Source organism: Rhizobium sp. P43 (genome assembly GCF_056730705.1).
This window is the reverse complement of the sequence record NZ_CM161539.1, coordinates 3222860-3240653: the sequence shown is the minus strand read 5'-3', so window position 1 is coordinate 3240653 and position 17794 is coordinate 3222860. Positions and strand designations below refer to the sequence as shown.

General features: G+C 60.4%; 19 protein-coding genes. 9 read left to right on the top strand and 10 right to left on the bottom strand.

Annotation, left to right across the window (positions count from 1 at the left end; translation table 11 throughout):
* Positions 1-4: 4 nt before the first annotated feature.
* Complete coding sequence (gene rdgB / locus AC1PUL_RS16190; RefSeq protein WP_480465144.1) at positions 5-649, bottom strand: RdgB/HAM1 family non-canonical purine NTP pyrophosphatase; 645 nt, start codon at positions 647-649, stop codon at positions 5-7.
* Positions 650-669: 20 nt separating this feature from the next.
* Entirely contained in the window at positions 670-1386 is a 717-nt protein-coding gene (gene rph, locus AC1PUL_RS16185) for a ribonuclease PH (protein WP_480465143.1), read from the bottom strand.
* Between the two features lie 171 nt (positions 1387-1557).
* On the opposite strand from rph, the gene hrcA reads away from it, so the two are divergent.
* Positions 1558-2646: a heat-inducible transcriptional repressor HrcA gene (gene hrcA / locus AC1PUL_RS16180; protein ID WP_480465142.1), complete on the top strand. Its 1089-nt coding sequence runs from the start codon at positions 1558-1560 to the stop codon at positions 2644-2646.
* Positions 2647-2750: 104 nt separating this feature from the next.
* A complete protein-coding gene (gene grpE / locus AC1PUL_RS16175; RefSeq protein WP_480465141.1) occupies positions 2751-3377 on the top strand; it encodes a nucleotide exchange factor GrpE in 627 nt (208 codons plus the stop codon).
* A 79-nt stretch (positions 3378-3456) separates the two neighbouring features.
* On the opposite strand, the gene ptsN is transcribed toward grpE, so the two are convergent.
* The 6 genes from ptsN to lptC form a co-directional block, all read right to left on the bottom strand.
* Complete coding sequence (gene ptsN, locus AC1PUL_RS16170; protein ID WP_480465140.1) at positions 3457-3921, bottom strand: PTS IIA-like nitrogen regulatory protein PtsN; 465 nt, start codon at positions 3919-3921, stop codon at positions 3457-3459.
* Between the two features lie 67 nt (positions 3922-3988).
* Complete coding sequence (gene hpf / locus AC1PUL_RS16165) at positions 3989-4564, bottom strand: ribosome hibernation-promoting factor, HPF/YfiA family (protein ID WP_480465139.1); 576 nt, start codon at positions 4562-4564, stop codon at positions 3989-3991.
* Between the two features lie 222 nt (positions 4565-4786).
* Complete coding sequence (gene rpoN / locus AC1PUL_RS16160) at positions 4787-6349, bottom strand: RNA polymerase factor sigma-54 (protein ID WP_480465138.1); 1563 nt, start codon at positions 6347-6349, stop codon at positions 4787-4789.
* A 140-nt stretch (positions 6350-6489) separates the two neighbouring features.
* Positions 6490-7290: an LPS export ABC transporter ATP-binding protein gene (lptB, locus tag AC1PUL_RS16155; protein WP_480468606.1), complete on the bottom strand. Its 801-nt coding sequence runs from the start codon at positions 7288-7290 to the stop codon at positions 6490-6492.
* 21 nt (positions 7291-7311) lie between these two features.
* Positions 7312-7866, bottom strand: a complete 555-nt coding sequence (locus AC1PUL_RS16150; protein ID WP_298460241.1) for an LptA/OstA family protein — start codon at positions 7864-7866, stop codon at positions 7312-7314.
* On the bottom strand, positions 7863-8546 hold the full coding sequence (gene lptC, locus AC1PUL_RS16145) for an LPS export ABC transporter periplasmic protein LptC (protein ID WP_298460488.1): 684 nt from the start codon (positions 8544-8546) through the stop codon (positions 7863-7865). The genes AC1PUL_RS16150 and lptC overlap by 4 nt, the downstream gene beginning before the upstream one ends.
* 299 nt (positions 8547-8845) lie before the next feature.
* Here lptC and AC1PUL_RS16140 point away from each other — a divergent pair, with 299 nt between their 5' ends.
* The 7 genes from AC1PUL_RS16140 to AC1PUL_RS16110 all read left to right on the top strand — a co-directional run bounded on the left by AC1PUL_RS16140 (position 8846) and on the right by AC1PUL_RS16110 (position 14518).
* A complete protein-coding gene (locus AC1PUL_RS16140; protein WP_054149157.1) occupies positions 8846-9148 on the top strand; it encodes an integration host factor subunit beta in 303 nt (100 codons plus the stop codon).
* A gap of 92 nt (positions 9149-9240) precedes the next feature.
* Positions 9241-9585, top strand: a complete 345-nt coding sequence (locus tag AC1PUL_RS16135; RefSeq protein ID WP_480465137.1) for a DUF1049 domain-containing protein — start codon at positions 9241-9243, stop codon at positions 9583-9585.
* Positions 9586-9681: 96 nt separating this feature from the next.
* Positions 9682-10824 carry a class I SAM-dependent methyltransferase gene (locus AC1PUL_RS16130; protein ID WP_480465136.1) on the top strand — a complete coding sequence of 381 codons (1143 nt, stop codon included), beginning with the start codon at positions 9682-9684 and terminating at the stop codon, positions 10822-10824.
* The gene (locus AC1PUL_RS16125) at positions 10821-11681 is read left to right on the top strand and encodes a TrmH family RNA methyltransferase (RefSeq protein WP_480465135.1); all 861 of its coding nucleotides are present in this window, start codon (positions 10821-10823) and stop codon (positions 11679-11681) included. The genes AC1PUL_RS16130 and AC1PUL_RS16125 overlap by 4 nt, the downstream gene beginning before the upstream one ends.
* Before the next feature lie 2 nt (positions 11682-11683).
* Positions 11684-12175 carry a signal peptidase II gene (lspA, locus tag AC1PUL_RS16120; protein WP_298460230.1) on the top strand — a complete coding sequence of 164 codons (492 nt, stop codon included), beginning with the start codon at positions 11684-11686 and terminating at the stop codon, positions 12173-12175.
* An 87-nt stretch (positions 12176-12262) separates the two neighbouring features.
* Positions 12263-13144: a l-ornithine N(alpha)-acyltransferase gene (gene olsB, locus AC1PUL_RS16115; protein ID WP_480465134.1), complete on the top strand. Its 882-nt coding sequence runs from the start codon at positions 12263-12265 to the stop codon at positions 13142-13144.
* A gap of 456 nt (positions 13145-13600) precedes the next feature.
* Positions 13601-14518 (top strand): LysR substrate-binding domain-containing protein, encoded by a 918-nt coding sequence (locus AC1PUL_RS16110; protein ID WP_480465133.1) that lies wholly within the window; start codon positions 13601-13603, stop codon positions 14516-14518.
* Positions 14519-14525: 7 nt separating this feature from the next.
* On the opposite strand, the gene AC1PUL_RS16105 is transcribed toward AC1PUL_RS16110, so the two are convergent.
* Positions 14526-15275 (bottom strand): hypothetical protein, encoded by a 750-nt coding sequence (locus tag AC1PUL_RS16105; protein ID WP_480465132.1) that lies wholly within the window; start codon positions 15273-15275, stop codon positions 14526-14528.
* A 58-nt stretch (positions 15276-15333) separates the two neighbouring features.
* Positions 15334-17619, bottom strand: a complete 2286-nt coding sequence (locus AC1PUL_RS16100) for an NADP-dependent malic enzyme (protein WP_480465131.1) — start codon at positions 17617-17619, stop codon at positions 15334-15336.
* Positions 17620-17794: the final 175 nt, after the last annotated feature.

Below are 17794 nucleotides of genomic sequence, written 5' to 3'. Positions count from 1 at the left end.
CGCGTCAGGCCTCCAGGCAGGTTTCGACGAAGAGCTTGAAGGCCCGGGCACGATGCGACAGGGCCTCCGGATCGCCCGGCTTCCAGCCATGCTTCTCGTCTGCGGTCATCTCGCCGAATGTACGCACATGTCCTTCCGGCTGAAACACCGGATCATAGCCGAAACCGGCTGTCCCACGCGGCGGCCAGGCAATCACGCCTTCGACTTCGCCCCGGAAGAATTCGGTGTGACCATCCGGCCAGGCGAGGCAGAGCACGCTGACAAAGCGGCAGGTCCGCTGTGAAGCCGACGCGGCCCCGCGCTCCTGCAAGGCCTTCTCGACCTTCTCCATCGCCATCTTGAAATCGCGGCTGCCATCCTCGCGCTCGGCCCAGTTCGCCGTGTAGACGCCGGGCGCGCCGTCGAGAGCATCGATCACCAGGCCGCTGTCGTCGGAAAGGGCCGGCATGCCCGAAGCCTTGGCCGAGGCGAGTGCCTTGATCGCGGCATTTTCTTCGAAAGTTGTCCCGGTTTCATCGGGCTCGACGAAGTTCAGTTCCTTTGCCGACTTGGCCGAGAAGCCGAGCGGGCCGATGAGATCGGCGATCTCGGCGATCTTGCCGGCATTGTGGCTGGCAACAACGATGGTGCGAGTGTCGAGTTTACGCATGGATCTCTCTTTGCGGCCCGTCAGCCGATCGCCTGCTTCTGCAGGGCAACCAGTTCATCGATGCCGTTCCTGGCAAGGCCGAGCAGCGTCAGGAATTCGTCCTGGCTGAAGGGCTTGCCTTCGGCCGTGCCCTGGATCTCGACGATCCCGCCGGAGCCTGTCATGACAAAATTCGCATCCGTCTCGGCCGCCGAATCTTCGAGATAGTCGAGGTCGATGACCGGCTGGCTGGCGAAGATCCCGCAGGAGACGGCGGCGATATGGTCCTTCAGGACCTTCTCGACCTTCACCATGTTGCGCGCTTCCATCCACTTCAGACAGTCATGCAGTGCGATCCAGGCGCCGGTGATCGAGGCCGTGCGCGTGCCGCCATCCGCCTGGATGACGTCGCAGTCGATCGAGATCTGCCGCTCGCCGAGCGCTTCGAGATCGACGATTGCACGGAGAGAGCGTCCGATTAGCCGCTGGATTTCCTGCGTGCGACCGCTCTGCTTGCCAGACGATGCCTCGCGCTTCATGCGATCACCGGTGGCGCGCGGCAGCATGCCATATTCCGCCGTCACCCAGCCCTTGCCGGAATTGCGCAGCCACGGCGGCGTCTTGTCTTCGAGGCTTGCCGTGCACAGCACATGCGTATCGCCGAACTTCACCAGGCAGGAGCCTTCCGCATGCTTGGAAAAGTTGCGCTCGAACGAAACCTTGCGCATTTGATCGGTTTTTCTGCCGGATGGCCGCATTGCAATCTCCTGGGTTGTCTGTTGCCTTCTAAGGACGCAGCCTGTCTTTTGCAAAGAAAAACCATCCCGCAGCGCCGCGAGATCAAGCTGGATCGAATTACCCCTTGGTCATCCAAAAAGCAGTGATTATATTTGTAGCATGAAACCTCTGAGATCTTGTCCGCTCTGATAATGGCATCACCCAAGACGACCGTCGCAGACGTTTCCGCCTCGCTGGACGATCGCTCCAGAGAGATTTTCCGCCGTATCGTCGAAACCTATCTCGACAATGGCGATCCCTTGGGCTCGCGCAATCTCTCGCGTCTCCTGCCGATGTCGCTTTCGCCGGCTTCGGTTCGCAATGTGATGAGCGATCTTGAAGCGCTCGGGCTGATTTATGCGCCGCATGTTAGCGCCGGGCGCCTACCCACCCAGGCAGGCCTGCGCTTCTTTGTCGATGCTTTTATGCAGGTTGGCGATCTCTCCGACGGCGAGCGTGACGAGATTGAACGGCAGATCCGGCCGACCAGCGCCGATCAACCGATGGAAGCACTACTGACCGAGGCAAGCCGGATGCTCTCAGGCCTCTCGCGTGGCGCCGGTCTGGTGATCTCGGCCAAGAACGATCCCGTGCTGAAACATGTGGAGTTCATTCGTCTGGAGCCCACCAAGGCACTCGCGGTTCTCGTTGGAGAAAACAACCAGATCGAAAACCGCATCATTGATCTGCCCGCCGGCGTGACAGCCTCGCAACTGACGGAGGCGGCGAATTTCCTCAACGCAAATCTCTCCGGCCAGACACTTCGGGAACTTCGCGGCCAGATCGAAAACCTCAAAAGCCAGGTTGCGACCGAGCTCTATAGCCTGTCGCAGGATCTCGTGGAACGTGGGCTCGCCGTCTGGTCGGGAGAAGTGGCTGACAAGCAGCCAGCCCGTCTGATTGTGCGCGGCCGCGCCAATTTGCTCGAAGGGCTGGCGGGGTCAGAGGATATCGATCGCCTGCGTCTGCTGTTCGACGATCTGGAGCGCAAGGAAAGCCTCATCGAAATCCTGGATCTCGCAGAAAGCGGTCCAGGCGTTCGGATCTTTATCGGATCGGAAAACAAGCTCTTCTCGCTCTCTGGATCGTCCCTGATCGTGGCGCCCTATCGCGACGGCGAAGACCGGATCGTAGGTGCTGTCGGCGTCATCGGTCCAACGCGCCTCAACTACTCGCGCATCGTTCCTATGGTCGATTACACTGCACAACTGATGGCCAAGCTCTCGCGCGGCCAGCGGTGAGGCAATTTCCCTTCAAACCCTTGATTTTTTCTCGTCAAACCCTGATATCGGGCACGCATTCGAAACCTTTAGCTTCGAAAACGAGACATCATCCGGAGAACGTCATGACCGAAGAAGCCAACAAGAACGGACCTGACGCGGCAGCCACAGAGGCAGAAGCAACCGCGGCCGCCGAAGGTCAGGTTGCAAACGAAAACGAGACCGCAGCCGCGCAGGATATTGATCCTGTCGAGGCCCTGAAGGCCGAAAATGCCGACCTGCGCGATCGCTTCCTGCGATTGGCCGCCGAGATGGACAATCTGCGCCGCCGCACCGACCGCGAAATCAAGGATGCCAAGTCCTATGCAGTCACCGGCTTCGCGCGCGACATGCTGTCGGTCTCCGACAATCTCCGCCGCGCCATCGAAACCCTGCCGGAAGAAGCCCGCGCCGCGGCCGACGCGACCATCACCGCGCTGATCGAAGGTGTCGAAATGACCGAGCGCGGCATGCTGTCGACGCTGGAGCGCCACGGCGTGCGCAAGATAGATGCCGAAGGCCAGAAGTTTGATCCGAACTTCCATCAGGCGATGTTCGAGGTTCCGAACCCGAACGTGCCGAACAACACCGTCGTGCAGGTGGTCCAGGCCGGTTACGCCATCGGCGAGCGCGTGTTGCGCCCGGCCATGGTCGGTGTGGCCAAGGGTGGCCCGAAGACGGAGGCCGTGGCCGAGGATGCGGCCAAGGCCTGACGGGCCGGGGCTGTCATGTTCAAATGAAAAAAGCGCCTTTCGGGGCGCTTTTTTTAGCTCGTGTCAGGATAAGGTCCACTCAAGCAGCGTTAGACGCCTGTTCCTCGTTGAGGAAGGTGTAGATCGCCGACGCAGACTCCGTTGCCCTAAGCTTGGCCACGAGATCCTGATCGCGCAGCACGCGAGCAATCCGCGACAGCGCCTTCAGATGATCGGCGCCGGCACCTTCCGGCGCCAGCAGCAGAAACACGAGATCGACCGGCTGGTCATCGAGGGCCTCGAAATCCACGGGGGTTTCGAGCCGCGCGAAGATGCCGGTGATTTTGCTGATCTTGTTCAGCTTGCCATGTGGAATGGCGATGCCGTTGCCCACACCCGTCGAGCCGAGACGCTCGCGTTGCAGGATCACGTCAAAGATCTCCCGCTCCGGGATGTCTGTGAGCTTGGAGGCTTTGGCCGCAAGTTCCTGAAGCAGCTGCTTCTTGGAATTGACCCGGAGGGCCGGTACGACAGCATCCTGCTGCAGCAAATCTGCCAATGCCATATCAATGTCCTTCATGCTTCAGGCCGAAGCTTGGGCGGCCGCCTGTCGGGGCCGCCCAAGTCAACCGTCAGCCTTTGATGTTGGCGGAATCGATCCACCCGATATTACCGTCATTGCGACGATAAACGATATTCAATTGTTCTTTCCCCGGGCTTCTGAACAGAAGAACCGGTTCGTCGGTCATGTCGAGAGCCATAACGGCTGAAGCCACCGACATGGTCCGCAGCTTCTTGCTGCTTTCCGCCACGATGGTCGGCGCGTAGTCTTCCGGCACTTCGTCATGCTCTTCGGCGACCGAATCCATGACCGTATAAGCGATCTCAACCGGCGGGTTGACCGGCTCTCCGGCATGATGATCCTTCAGCTTGCGCTTGTAGCGCCGCAGACGCTTCTCCACGCGCTCGAAAGCCGTATCGAAGGCCACTTGCGGATCATTGGCCTCGCCTGCCGCATGCAGGTTTGCGCCGGTATCGAGATGCACCAGGCAATCAGCCGAGAAGCGCGACTGCGACTTCGTAACGACCACTTGCCCGGAATACCCTCCGTCGAAGTACTTGGTAACCGCATCCTGGATTCGATCTTCGATCCGCTGCCGGAACGTTTCACCGATTTCCATCTGCTTGCCGGATACACGCACACTCATGGAGTTTCCCTTCTTATGATTGGTTGCGTATCCATTTTACGCCAAGCGACGTCCGCGTCCAAGCTTTTCGAGCGGTTCGGTCAGTCTCTACCTTCGTTTGTCGGGCGTCTTCGAGGGTCTCTCCCTCGGTCAACAGTGTGCGCTGTCGATTGCGGCGCGCTTCTAGCCGCCTTGAGATCGAGAGTCAATCTCCCGTTAATCATTGCGGCGAAAAGGCGCCCTTCAAACAGCCGAAACCTTGGCTAAAGCGCGCTTTTCGCGCCGCCTCTGGACGGAGGAGGGTATGTTCATGGCCTCGCGGTATTTTGCCACGGTGCGGCGTGCGAGATCGACGCCGGATGATTTCAGCTGATCGACGATATCATCGTCGGAAAGGACGGCATCAGGGCTCTCCTTGTCGATGAGCGCGCGGATCTTGTGACGAACGGATTCCGCGGAATGGCTGTCGCCGCCTTCGGCCGAGGCAATCGATACGCTGAAAAAGTATTTGAGCTCGAAGAGCCCGCGCGGTGTCAGCATGTATTTGTTGGTCGTCACGCGGCTGACGGTCGATTCGTGCATCTTGATCGCATCGGCGACTGTTTTCAGATTGAGCGGCCGCAAATGATCGACGCCGTGATCGAGGAAAGCGGACTGTTGACGCACGATCTCGGCTGCCACCTTGGTGATCGTCCGCGCCCTTTGGTCGAGGCTGCGGGTGAGCCAGTTGGCATTCTGCAGGCATTCCGACATGAAAGCCTGGTCCGGCGTCTCCTTCGCACTGCCGCGTCGCCCGACGGCAGCCATGTAGCTGTGGTTCACAAGCACGCGGGGCAGGGCATCCGGATTGAGTTCAACCCGCCAGCCGCCGGCCCCGTCCGCCCTGACGACGATGTCGGGCGTCACGGATTCGCTGACTGAATGCTCGAAACAGCTGCCGGGTTTCGGATTGAGCTTGCGGATTTCCGCCAGCATGTCGATGAGATCTTCCTCGTCCACGCCACAGATCTTCTTGAGCGTCGCAAAGTCGCGCTTGGCAAGAAGTTCGAGGTTGTTCACGAGACCCGCCATCGCCGGATCGTAGCGATCCCGCTGGCGAAGCTGGATCGCCAGACATTCGCTGAGATTGCGAGCGAAGACGCCAGCAGGTTCCAGCGTCTGCAGGGTGTGCAGCACGAGCTCCACACTGGCCGTCGTCAACCCGAGACGAACGGCCACCTCATCGAGATCGGCACGCAAATAGCCCGCTTCATCGAGATGGTCGATCAGCACGGATGCAAGCAACTGGTCGGACGCGGAGGGAAGCGCAAAGGGAACCTGCTGCTGAAGGTGATCGCGAAGGCTGACCTGGCCGGCCACGAAGTCATCGAGGTCGTAGCCCTCGCTTCCTTCGCCGGATTGTCCTGGCATCGACTTCCATTGGCCGAGCAGTTCGGGGGCATCCGGTCGCTGAGCCGAACCCTCGTCGGTGAAAGCCGTGTCAAAATTGGTGTCCAGCCGGTCGTTCAGCCGCTCGCTGGCGCCATTCTCGTACCAGTCGCTGTCGAGCGATGGCACGGCTCCCATCTCGTCGGAGGCATTGTCCGGGGCGGCGCTGGCGTGGCGGTCGGCATTGTCTGGAGTCTCACCGCTCAAATCTCCGTCATCTGCCGCGATTTCAAGCAGCGGATTCCGTTCTACTTCCTGTGAGATGAACTGCATCAGTTCGAGATGGGTCATCTGCAACAGCTGAATCGACTGCATCAACTGGGGAGTCATCACCAGAGACTGGCTTTGTCGCAGCATCAGGTTGGCGGATAAGGCCATGGCGGACGTTCGACTCCCCTACATTCCCCCGCAATCCCGCCATTCATAACGGGAAATTCCACTTGGCCCAAAAATTGCTTTTTATTTTACTTTGGTCAAGCCGCAGCGGGGCGCGGAACGTCGTTTTCTTCGTGGGGACGTCAGAGGCTGAACTTATCGCCGAGATAAAGACGGCGCACATCGGCATTGTTGACGATGTCGTTGGCCCGGCCATGGGTCAACACTTCACCCGCATGGATGATATAGGCCCGGTCGATCAGGCCCAGCGTTTCACGCACATTGTGGTCGGTGATCAGAACGCCGATTCCGCGAGCCGTCAGGTGTCGTACCAGGTTCTGAATGTCTGAGACGGAAATCGGATCTACGCCTGCAAACGGCTCGTCGAGCAGCATGAAGGTCGGATCCGTCGCCAAGGCGCGCGCGATTTCCAGGCGCCGACGTTCGCCGCCTGAAAGCGCAACAGCCGGTGATTTCCGCAGTTTTTCGATATGGAATTCGGCGAGCAGCTCGTCGAGCTTCGCCTCGCGCTGGCGCTTGTCGGAAACATGCACCTCAAGCACTGCGCGGATATTTTCTTCCACGGTGAGCCCGCGAAAGATCGAGGCTTCCTGCGGCAGATAGCCAACGCCGAGACGCGCCCGCCGATACATCGGCATCGACGTGACATCATTGCCGTTGATGGAAATCGTTCCGGCATCCACCGGCACCAGGCCCGTAATCATGTAGAAACAGGTCGTCTTGCCGGCGCCGTTCGGCCCAAGCAGACCAACGGCTTCACCACGGCGCACAACAAGGGATGCACCGTTGACGACACGACGGGAATTATAGGTTTTCGTCAGTCCATGGGCGATCAGCGTGCCTTCATAGCGCGACTTGTCGCCCGGAAGGCCGGCTGGGGTCGGGGCCTTCTTGGGCTGCTTCGTCCTGGAGAAAAAGGGAATTTGCACGTTCACGCGGATCCGTCAGTTGCTCGGCTTCTGCGACTGCGGATCGAGCTGGATCTGAACGCGCCTGCCGCAGCTATCGAGCTTGGCCTGGCCGGATTCCATTTGAACCGTGAGTTTGCAGCCGACGAAGACATTCTGGCCTTCCGACAGCACCACGCGCTCGCCCTCGAGCACGAAAAGCTGCTTGGCCATATCGAAATAGCCGGTGTCGGCAGTCGCCTGCTGGGTTCCGGAGGAGAGGAAGACCTTGTCCGCGACGTCGATTTTCTCGATGTCGGCATTGCCCTGGGTCACCGTCTGGCCCTCGCCGCGATAATGCACCACCATGGTGCCGGCCTGCAGCGTCGTCGTTCCCTGAACCACCTTCACATTCCCGGTGAAGAAGGCCTTCTTTTCCTGCTCGCGGATTTCGAGCTGATCGCTTTCGATCTGGATCGGCTGATCGTTCGACAGCTTCAGGCCGTTCATCTGGCTGCTGGTCGTCTGTGCCGAAGCCATCGTGGCAAACGCGCTTGCCGAAACGAGGAGAGCGCCAGCGAGGGTAAACTGGGCAAAGGAGCGGTAAATCATGGCTGGACGGCTTCCGTGGACCGATTGCTGCGAATGGCGGACGGCTCGATGTTCAACTTCACACTGCCCGCGAATATCATGGTTCGCCCCTTATCCTTCATCTCGAGCGAGTTCGCAACAATCGACGCGCCTTTGGTCTGGATGGCCACGGGATCGTCGGTTTTCATGGTGCCGCCGGCAATGTCAAGGCGCGCCGAGTTGAACTGCGCATCGATGCCGCTGCTCAGATTGAGGGTGAAGGGCTTGTCGAGCGTAAGAAAATTGGCGGCGCGGTCAAAGATGCCGCTGGCGGCAACCACGCGAGCGATCACCGTGTCGCTCACCGGCAGGGCGGCCGCGATCGTATCGAGGGTGATCATGTTGGGGTTCTTGATGTCCTGCAGGGCGCGCTCGGCGCGCATGGAATAGCGCACGCCATCTTCGTTGCGGCCGGCAATGGCCGGCTTCTCCATGACGACCTTGCCGTCTTCAATCTTGGCGGACTCGATCTGCAGTTCGTCGGGCAACAGGCTGCGCACCATGGAGACGGCAATGAATGCCAGCGTGATGATGAGCGCTGCGACCGGTAGCAGGATACGCAGGCGCCGGACGCGCCGGGAGTGACTGACCGCGCGCCGATAGGCATCGGCGTCGGATCGGTTTCCGGTCGTCTGAACTCCAGCTCCTGTCGCTTGCAGCATTCCTATGTCCATCCTTGTGGCAGCCAGCTTGCGCCCGCTCACCTTTCATCCCGGTTTCGCATGTCCAACGAGCCTTGCCAATAAGATTGTGTCGGGCCTGTAACAGCAAACATGCGCGTGACCCATGCCGTGGCCACGCGAAGAAAGTGAGGCGGGCATGATCACAATTTAGCGTGTGACGCACGTCATATCGCTCGCAAAGCCGGCAATTTATGGTTAAGTTGTTCCTTGACTGAGCTTTTTTGCTTTGGCAACTTTGTCGCCGCTCAATGTCACAATAGAAAATGCAGGGGGTCCGCGTGATAAAGTCGGAATTGGTGCAGATCGTCGCGGCCCGTAATCCGCATCTCTATCACCGTGATGTCGAAAACATCGTCAATGCGGTCCTGGACGAAATCACCGATGCCCTGGCCGCGGGCAACCGCGTGGAGCTGCGCGGCTTCGGCGCCTTTTCCGTGAAGAACCGTCCCTCGCGTTCGGGCCGCAATCCGCGCACCGGCGAAACCGTTTTCGTCGAAGAAAAATGGGTCCCCTTCTTCAAGACCGGCAAGGAACTGCGCGAGCGTCTCAACCCGGGCATGGGCGACGAGGACGACGAATAGTCGCTTTTCGCGTTGAAAATTCCGCCCCTGTCCTTAACTTGGGCCGGGTGGGGTGATCTCTTGCACCTCGGACGGAACAGGGAGTTGTCGAGATGATCCGCAAAGTCGTGAGCCTCGTGGTGTTCGTTCCGCTGGGTGTCGTACTGGTCGTTCTTGCCGTCGCCAACCGAGCACCGGTGAGTCTCGCGCTCAATCCGTTCGATCCTGCCGATCAGGCACTTTCCGTCTCCGCCCCGTTCTTTGTCTTCCTCATCCTGGCCGTCATGCTCGGCGTCCTTCTCGGGTCTGTCGTCACCTGGTTTACCCAGGGCGAGCACCGCAAGAAGGCGCGCAACCAATCGCTTGCAGCGCAGCAGTGGCAGGCGGAAGCGGATCGCCAGAAGACACGTGCCGAACAGATCGCCGGCTCGAACCTTCCGCAACTTGGCGCCAAGTAAAGCGGTCCGGGCCGTTCTCGCGGCAAATTTCCTTTTCGCACCGTTCCGGCAATGCTAAGGGCAGGCCGAGACGAACGACACCCACGGATCAAAGACGTGAAGAACAAGGAACGCCGCCCCGGCGCGAAGCCATTTCCGGGAGCCAAGGCAAAAGCCGGTGGCGATACACGGTCTGGATCGGCAAAGCCCGCATCAGCCAAGCGGTCGGACGAGCGCCAGAACCGTGCGCCGCGTCGCGAAGCCGATGTCGCAAAATCCAAGCCCCAGCCGCAGGCCGCCGAGACCGGGTCCGAGCCGGCCCGCGTCCTGACGGTCCGCGGCGGTGACCGCCCGGCCGAGCGCGTGCCGCTGATTCTGGAATCGACCGGTGCCGGTGATTTTCATCTGATTGACAGTGGTGAGGGGCAGAAGCTCGAACAATACGGCCCCTATCGCATCGTCCGCCCCGAGGCGCAGGCACTCTGGCCGCGCTCGCTTGCTTCCCATGTCTGGGACAAGGCAGATGCCGTCTTTACCGGCGATACGGATGAGGACGGCATGGGCCGCTGGCGTTTCCCGCGCGAAGCGCTCGGCGAAACCTGGCCGCTCGCGCTGCTTGGCGTGGATTTCCATGGCCGCTTCACCGCCTTCCGTCATGTCGGCGTCTTCCCGGAGCAGATCGCCCATTGGAGCTGGATGAAGGAAAGGATTGAAGAGGCAAAACGCCCGTTGAAGGTCCTCAACCTTTTCGGCTATACCGGTGTCGCCTCGCTGGTCGCCGCTGCCGCCGGCGCCGAAGTCACCCATGTCGACGCGTCGAAGAAGGCGATCGGCTGGGCGCGCGAAAACCAGTCGCTGAGCCGCCTCGACAAGGCGCCGATCCGCTGGATCTGCGAGGACGCGATGAAGTTCATCCTGCGCGAGGAACGCCGCGGTCATCGCTACGACATCATCCTGACCGACCCGCCGAAATTCGGCCGTGGCCCGAATGGCGAGGTCTGGCAGCTGTTCGACCACCTGCCGCTGATGCTGGATGTCTGCCGCGAGCTGCTGGCGCCGAAGGCTGTCGGCCTGGTGCTAACAGCCTATTCGATCCGCGCGAGCTTCTATTCGATCCACGAACTGATGCGCGAAACCATGCGCGGCAAGGGCGGTCTGGTCGAATCCGGAGAACTGGTCATCCGCGAGGCGGGCCTCGACGGCAGGACGCCGGGCCGGGCGCTGTCCACCTCTCTCTTCAGCCGCTGGGTGCCGAAATGACCGACGACTATCGAAACGAGGGCCCGCGCCGCGTGGGCCAGGTCAAGGAAGTCACCAGCCTTGCCAATCCTATCATCAAGGATATCAAGGCGCTGTCGCTGAAGAAGGCGCGCGATGAAAGCCGCACCTTCATGGCTGAGGGCCTGAAACTGGTGATCGACGCGCTCGATCGCGGCTGGACCATCCGCACGCTGGTCTATGCCAAGGCCGGCAAGGGCAAGCCCATGGTCGAGAAGGTAGCCGCCCGTACGGTGGCCGCAGGCGGTCTCGTGCTGGAAGTCAGCGAAAAGGTCATGTCCTCGATCACGCGGCGCGACAACCCGCAAATGGTCGCCGCCGTTTTCGAACAGCGCTGGACGGCGCTAAAGGACATCCAGCCGAAGGGCTCCGAAACCTGGATCGCCCTCGACCGGGTCCGCGACCCCGGCAATCTCGGCACGATCATCCGCACGGCAGACGCCGCTGGTGCGGCGGGCGTCATCCTGGTTGGCGATTGCACCGATCCCTTTTCGCTGGAAACCGTGCGCGCCACCATGGGCTCTATGTTCGCCCTGCCGCTGGTGAAGACCACGCCCGCCGATTTTCTCAAGTGGAAGAAGTCGATCGATGCCCGCCTGGTTGCCACCCATCTTGCCGGCGCCGTCGATTACCGGACCATCGACTACAAGTCGAAGCCGGTGATCCTGATGATGGGCAACGAACAATCCGGCCTGCCGGATGATCTGGCGGAGGCCGCCGACAAGCTCGCCCGCATCCCCCAGGTCGGTATGGCCGACAGCCTGAACCTTGCAGTGGCCACCGGCGTGATGCTCTTCGAAGTCCGCCGCCATCTGCTCGCCCTCGACGGAGCCAAGTGACAATGCTCGCAGCCTTCAATCGACCGCTGCCTGTTCTGACATTCATCGCGATCGTCCTGATGCTCGATCAGGCGATCAAATACGCGGTGGAAACCTATCTGCCGATGCATGAACTGATCCCGGTCCTGCCGTATTGGGCGCTCTACCGCACCCACAATCTCGGTGTCGCCTTTTCCATGCTGTCGCATCTCGATGGCTGGTTCATCATCGCCCTGCGCCTCGTCATCGTCGGTTTTGTTCTATGGCTGTGGCGCAAGACCGGCCCGGAGCAGCATTTCGCCCATCTTGGCTTTGCGATGATCATCGCCGGCGCGCTCGGAAACATCATCGACCGTTTCACCTACGGCTATGTGGTCGATTACATCCTGTTTTACACGCAGACCTGGTCTTTCGCGGTCTTCAATCTGGCTGACAGCTTCATTACGATCGGCGCCATCTGCATCGTCGTTGACGAGATCATACAGCACCGCAAGCCGAAACCGCCTGAGGCCTGATCCGGGTGGCGGGCCTTCGAAGTTTTGTCACTTTCCTGTAGCAGTGTCGTGTTTAAAGGCCCGTGACTTCAACGCTGGATAGATCTCATGAGCGTGGAACTGATCGAACGAGACCTTCCCCTGGCAAACCCGAATGCGACACCGCTCGGGCAGCCCGCCTCGCGCGATTTGCTCGGGCGTATCGGCAACCTTGAGACACGCATCGCCAGAAGCGAACGCGAGATCGATGCGGCCCAGGCCGTCCGCTACCGGGTTTTCGTCGAGGAGATGAAAGCGCAGGTCGATCCGGATTGCGCCCGACGCGGCCGCGACATCGATCATTGGGACGGTCTCTGCGATCACCTGCTCGTTCTCGACCGCGGAATCGAGGGCGACACGGAAGACCAGATCGTCGGCACCTATCGACTGCTGCGCCACGAAATGGCGATGAGCCATGGTGGCTTTTATTCCAGCTCCGAATTCGCCGTCAGCGATCTCGTTGCCCGCCACAAGGACAAGCGCTTCATGGAGCTCGGTCGCTCCTGCGTGCTGCCGCAATATCGCACCAAGCGCACGGTTGAATTGCTCTGGCAGGGCTGCTGGGCCTATGCGCTACAGAACAGGATCGACGCAATGTTCGGCTGCGGTTCCTTCCCCGGTACGCAGCCGGAGGAGCATGCCCTGGCACTCTCCTTCCTGCATCACAACGCCGTCGCTCGCGGCGAATGGGCTGTCGACGCGCTACCGCATCTCTATCGCGAGATGGACCTGATGCCGTCAGAAGCGGTCAATGCTCGTCGTGCTCTCTTCGCCATGCCGCCTCTGATCAAGGGCTACCTGCGCCTCGGCGCCATGGTCGGCAACGGCGCGGTGGTTGACCAGGCCTTCAACACGACGGATGTGCTGATCATCCTGCCGATCTCCAGCATCTCCGGCCGTTACGTGAACTACTACGGCGCGGACGCCGGCCGCTTCGCCAGCGCCAGCTAATCCTCGTATTCCCATCGGGGAGAAGGTGGCGCGCGGCGCTCAGGTGCAACTCGTTGCACCGGGGATGAGGGTGCGGCGAAGCCAAAAGACAAGGCCTCGGTTCTGTCTTTTCACCGTGGCACGCCACATCGGGCAGAAAGCTCAGGAGCAAAGTCACGTCGACGGCCATGGGCGAGCTCAGGCTTGCCTACCCGCATGGGTACCTCCGCGACCATCGGCAGGTCGGCTAGCTCGCGAAGGCTCAAGCCTGTGAGCGCAGGATGTCCAAGGGGGTCGTGTCGCCAGTCGGCAGCCTCGCATGGCGTGGCTTCGTATCGTCTCCAGAGAAACTTGAACATGGTTTCACCTCGTCACCGCCGCGAGGCAGTGACCTTTGCGTTCTGAATGATCGGATTTTCAGCTGTATTGGCCTCGATTTCAATTGAGTTTTGTCCGCGCGGACTTTAGCTTTTCTATATGAAAAACCTCAATCAGGTGCATCTGAACGGCCTGCGCGCCGTTGAAGCCGTGGGACGTCTGGGTTCGCTGCAGGCCGCAGCGGACGAGCTTGGCGTGTCCATTGGCGCCGTCAGCCAGCAGGTCATCAAGACCGAGCTGCAACTGGGCCGCACCCTGTTCGAGCGCACCAGCCGCGGCATGGTCCCGGTCGAGACAGCTGGGGATGTGCTGGCGCGTCTATCGGATGGTTTTCGTCACCTGTCGGCTGCCGTGGACCTGGCAAAACGCAGCGATGACAGCGTGCTGACGATATCGGTTGCCCCGGTCTTCGCCGCCCGTTGGCTCGTTCATCGGATCCCGGCCTTTTCGGAGCGCTTCCCTGAGATTGGCCTGCGCATTGACGCCAATGACCGCCTCACCGATGCCAGCCAGACCGATGTTGATCTGAGAATCCGGGTTGGACGCGGTCACTGGCCGGGCTTCAGGGCCGAGCTGATCCTCGAACAGCGCGTGGCCCCGCTTTGCACACCGGCCATGGCGGTATCGCTTGAAAAGCCCGCCGACATCCTCGACCTGCCGAAAGTCATAGACGGCCGGGCCATGTTCACATGGGATGTCTGGCTTTCCGCTGTGGGTCTCGAGGGTGCGGAGATCAAGGCCCGCCATACCTTCAGCGAAGCCTCGCTCTGCCTCGATGCGACGATTGCCGGGCAGGGGGTGATGCTTGCCTGGCAGATCATTGCCTCGCATCAGTTGCAGCACGGCCAGCTCGTCGCGCCCTTCGGCCCGGCCGCGAAGACCGGCTTCGGCCACTACTTTGTGACCTCAGAGAATGCGCGGCGTTCCGACAAGGTGGAAAAGTTCAAGCGCTGGCTGAAGGGCGAAATCGACGACGACATGAAGCGGCTCGCAAAAGCCGCTCCGGTCTTCCGTTGATTCTCAGTTATTCTTTCTTTCCTGGCTCCAGGAAGAGCACCCTGTCCTTTTCGAGATCGATCTCATGCTTAAGGCGTTTGTATGAGAATCTTTTCGACAGAGATTGCCCGTTAAAATCTATGTTGATCGAGAACGGCGCGTACTCGAACAAGAAAACTGTGTCAGAGATTGTATTGTCGCAGACTAGCTCCGCAGTGGGGTTTCGGTTGAGAGATGTGTGGCCACTAAACTCTTTGAACGGCGGAATTACAAAAAATGAGTCCTCAATCGGGCATGGCTCTCCATTCACAAAGAAATGCATCTGCAATGTTTTCTGTGTCACTTCCACGCGCAATGTGGCTTTGATTTTTAGTTCACGACTTCCATTGTTTCTGCCGCCGAAGAATACACCAAAAACGCTGAATAGATGTGGGGGCGCGTTGATGTAAAGCACTCGGTCAAAATCGAAAGTCACAGGTCTGAAGAGACGAGCCGTCTTCCTAAATAATGCATGCCTCTTAGGTGGATAGAATTGCCTCTGCTGGGTGTCCAATCCCAGGCGGTTTTTGACGATTGGTCTGAAGTCAATCCAAAAGATGTAAAGCATTGCAAAGGCAGAAAAAATCCAGAGTGCCGTGACCCGGTCCACGGCAGAAAACAAATCACGCCACGGTCCCGCCGCATCTTGCCAGTCTTGAACATCCTTCGGCAGCCAAAACACTCCAAGGAGGGTTAAGGCAAATGCGATAGACGCATAGAAGCGAACGAACGGGTTCATTTCTTCAAACTCGATTGTCCAAGCGGCGACAGATAGATTTGGACGAGGATCAAGCGTATCAGGCGGCCGCGTTATAGGCCGCGATCGCCGCCATATTGACGATGTCGCTGTCCTTGGCGCCCATCTGGGCAATCTGGACGGACTTGTCGAGACCGATCAACAGCGGCCCCATGACGGTGAGCCCGCCCAGTTCCTGCAGCATCTTGGTCGAGATCGCTGCCGAATGGATTGCCGGCATGACCAGAACATTGGCCGTGCCCGAGAGCCGGCAGAAGGGATACTGCTCCATCCGGTGATGGTTGAGCGCAACGTCTGCGCCCATTTCGCCGTCATATTCGAAGGAAACGCCGCGACGGTCGAGCACTTTTACGGCTTCACGCACGCGCTCGGAGCGCTCGCCGGTCGGATGCCCGAAGGTGGAATAGGCAAGCAGCGCCACACGCGGCTCAAGCCCGAGGCGATGGGCAACGCCAGCCGCCTCTTCGGCGATATCGGCGAGCTCCTCCGCCGTCGGCATGTCATGCACGGCAGTATCCGCCACCACGATGGTGCGCCCGCGCGCCAGCGCCAGCGACACGCCGATCACCCGGTGGCCGGGTGCCGTGTCGATGCAGCGGCGCACGTCTTCGAGTGCGGTGGAATAGTTGCGCGTCGTGCCGGTCACCATCGCATCGGCATCGCCGAGCGCCACCATACAGGCGGCGAAATGGTTGCGGTCGGTATTGATGAGCCGCTGCGCATCGCGATGCAGATAGCCCTTCCGCTGCAGGCGGGCGTAGAGATACTCGGTATAGGCATCGACGCGGGTCGACATGCGGGCATTGACCACCTCGATGCCGGGACGGTCGAGATCGATCCCCGCCCGCTCGGCAGTCGCCTTCAGCGGTTCGTCGCGACCAAGCAGGATGGCGGTGCCGAGGCCGAGATTGGCAAACGAGATCGCCGCGCGCATCACCTGTTCCTCTTCACCCTCGGCAAAGACGACCCGTTTGGGGTGGCTGCGCACATGCTCGTAGATGCGCTGCGTGGCAGCCGCGATCGGGTCACGGCGGGCCGAGAGCTCATGCGCATAGGCGCCGAGATCCTCGATCTCCTTGCGCGCCACGCCCGTCTCCATCGCGGCCTTCGCAACCGCGACCGGGATTGCCGAAATGAGGCGGGGATCGAAGGGCACGGGAATGATGTATTGCGGCCCGAAGCGCGGCCGCTGGCCCTGATAGGCAGCCGCCACATCATCAGGCACGTCCTCCCGCGCCAGATTGGCCAGCGCCCGGACGGCAGCAATCTTCATGGCGTCATTGATCTGGCTGGCGCGAACGTCGAGCGCGCCACGGAAGATGTAGGGGAAGCCCAGAACATTGTTCACCTGGTTCGGATAGTCCGAACGCCCGGTTGCCATGATCGCGTCTGAACGGATCTCGGCCACTTCCTCCGGCGTGATCTCCGGGTCCGGATTGGCCATGGCGAAAATGATCGGATTGTCAGCCATCGAGGCGATCATGTCTGCGGCGAAGGCGCCCTTTTGCGACAGGCCGAACACGACGTCAGCCCCTTCCATCGCCTCGCGCAGCGTCCGCCGGTCGGTCTTGACTGCGTGCGCGCTCTTCCACTGGTTCATGCCCTCGGTGCGGCCCTGATAGATCACGCCCTTGGTATCGCAGAGAATGATGTTCTCGCCGTTGAAGCCCATCGCCTTGATCAGCTCGATGCAGGCGATCGCCGCAGCGCCTGCGCCGTTACACACCAGCTTGGTCGTCTTGAAATCGCGCCCGGTCAGTTCCAGGGCATTGATCAGGCCGGCAGCGGCGATGATCGCCGTGCCGTGCTGGTCGTCGTGGAAAATCGGAATGTCCATGAGTTCGCGCAGGCGGCTCTCGATGATGAAACAGTCCGGCGCCTTGATGTCTTCGAGATTGATGCCGCCGAAGGACGGACCGAGATAACGCACGCAGTTGATGAACTCGTCGACATTTTCGGTGTCGACCTCAAGGTCGATGGAATCGACATCGGCAAAGCGCTTGAAGAGAACGGATTTGCCTTCCATGACCGGCTTGGAAGCGAGCGCCCCGAGATTGCCGAGGCCCAGGATCGCGGTGCCGTTCGAGATGACGGCGACCATGTTGCCACGTGTGGTGTAGTCATAAGCCGTGGCCGGATCGGCAGCGATCGCCTTCACGGGAACGGCAACGCCAGGGGAATAGGCGAGCGACAGATCGCGCTGGGTGGCCATGGCCTTGGTCGGCGTGATCTCCAGCTTCCCGGGTCGGCCCTGGGAGTGGAAGTCCAAGGCTTCCTGTTCCGTGACCGACACTTTCGTCCGGCCGGTCTTCGTCTCGCTTGCCATGCTTCCCCTCACCTTGTTGTGGGCAGCGGGCGAACGCCGGCCCATCCTGGTTGTGTTTCCTCGCCTTAAGTCGTTAGTGTCACAGCGCATCCTTTTCAAGAAAACATTGAGCCCGTGACGCTATACCAAGCCACCCCGAGTGATGTCCTGAATGTCGCCGAGCTGACCTCGGAGG

Excerpts from the sequence above, each read along its gene's own strand:
- rdgB (WP_480465144.1), bottom strand. The coding sequence starts at position 649 with ATGCGTAAACTCGACACTCGCACCATCGTTGTTGCCAGCCACAATGCC.
- rph (WP_480465143.1), bottom strand. The coding sequence starts at position 1,386 with ATGCGGCCATCCGGCAGAAAAACCGATCAAATGCGCAAGGTTTCGTTC.
- hrcA (WP_480465142.1), top strand. The coding sequence starts at position 1,558 with ATGGCATCACCCAAGACGACCGTCGCAGACGTTTCCGCCTCGCTGGAC.
- grpE (WP_480465141.1), top strand. The coding sequence starts at position 2,751 with ATGACCGAAGAAGCCAACAAGAACGGACCTGACGCGGCAGCCACAGAG.
- ptsN (WP_480465140.1), bottom strand. The coding sequence starts at position 3,921 with ATGGCATTGGCAGATTTGCTGCAGCAGGATGCTGTCGTACCGGCCCTC.
- hpf (WP_480465139.1), bottom strand. The coding sequence starts at position 4,564 with ATGAGTGTGCGTGTATCCGGCAAGCAGATGGAAATCGGTGAAACGTTC.
- rpoN (WP_480465138.1), bottom strand. The coding sequence starts at position 6,349 with ATGGCCTTATCCGCCAACCTGATGCTGCGACAAAGCCAGTCTCTGGTG.
- AC1PUL_RS16150 (WP_298460241.1), bottom strand. The coding sequence starts at position 7,866 with ATGATTTACCGCTCCTTTGCCCAGTTTACCCTCGCTGGCGCTCTCCTC.
- lptC (WP_298460488.1), bottom strand. The coding sequence starts at position 8,546 with ATGCTGCAAGCGACAGGAGCTGGAGTTCAGACGACCGGAAACCGATCC.
- AC1PUL_RS16135 (WP_480465137.1), top strand. The coding sequence starts at position 9,241 with ATGATCCGCAAAGTCGTGAGCCTCGTGGTGTTCGTTCCGCTGGGTGTC.
- AC1PUL_RS16125 (WP_480465135.1), top strand. The coding sequence starts at position 10,821 with ATGACCGACGACTATCGAAACGAGGGCCCGCGCCGCGTGGGCCAGGTC.
- lspA (WP_298460230.1), top strand. The coding sequence starts at position 11,684 with ATGCTCGCAGCCTTCAATCGACCGCTGCCTGTTCTGACATTCATCGCG.
- olsB (WP_480465134.1), top strand. The coding sequence starts at position 12,263 with ATGAGCGTGGAACTGATCGAACGAGACCTTCCCCTGGCAAACCCGAAT.
- AC1PUL_RS16110 (WP_480465133.1), top strand. The coding sequence starts at position 13,601 with ATGAAAAACCTCAATCAGGTGCATCTGAACGGCCTGCGCGCCGTTGAA.
- AC1PUL_RS16105 (WP_480465132.1), bottom strand. The coding sequence starts at position 15,275 with ATGAACCCGTTCGTTCGCTTCTATGCGTCTATCGCATTTGCCTTAACC.
- AC1PUL_RS16100 (WP_480465131.1), bottom strand. The coding sequence starts at position 17,619 with ATGGCAAGCGAGACGAAGACCGGCCGGACGAAAGTGTCGGTCACGGAA.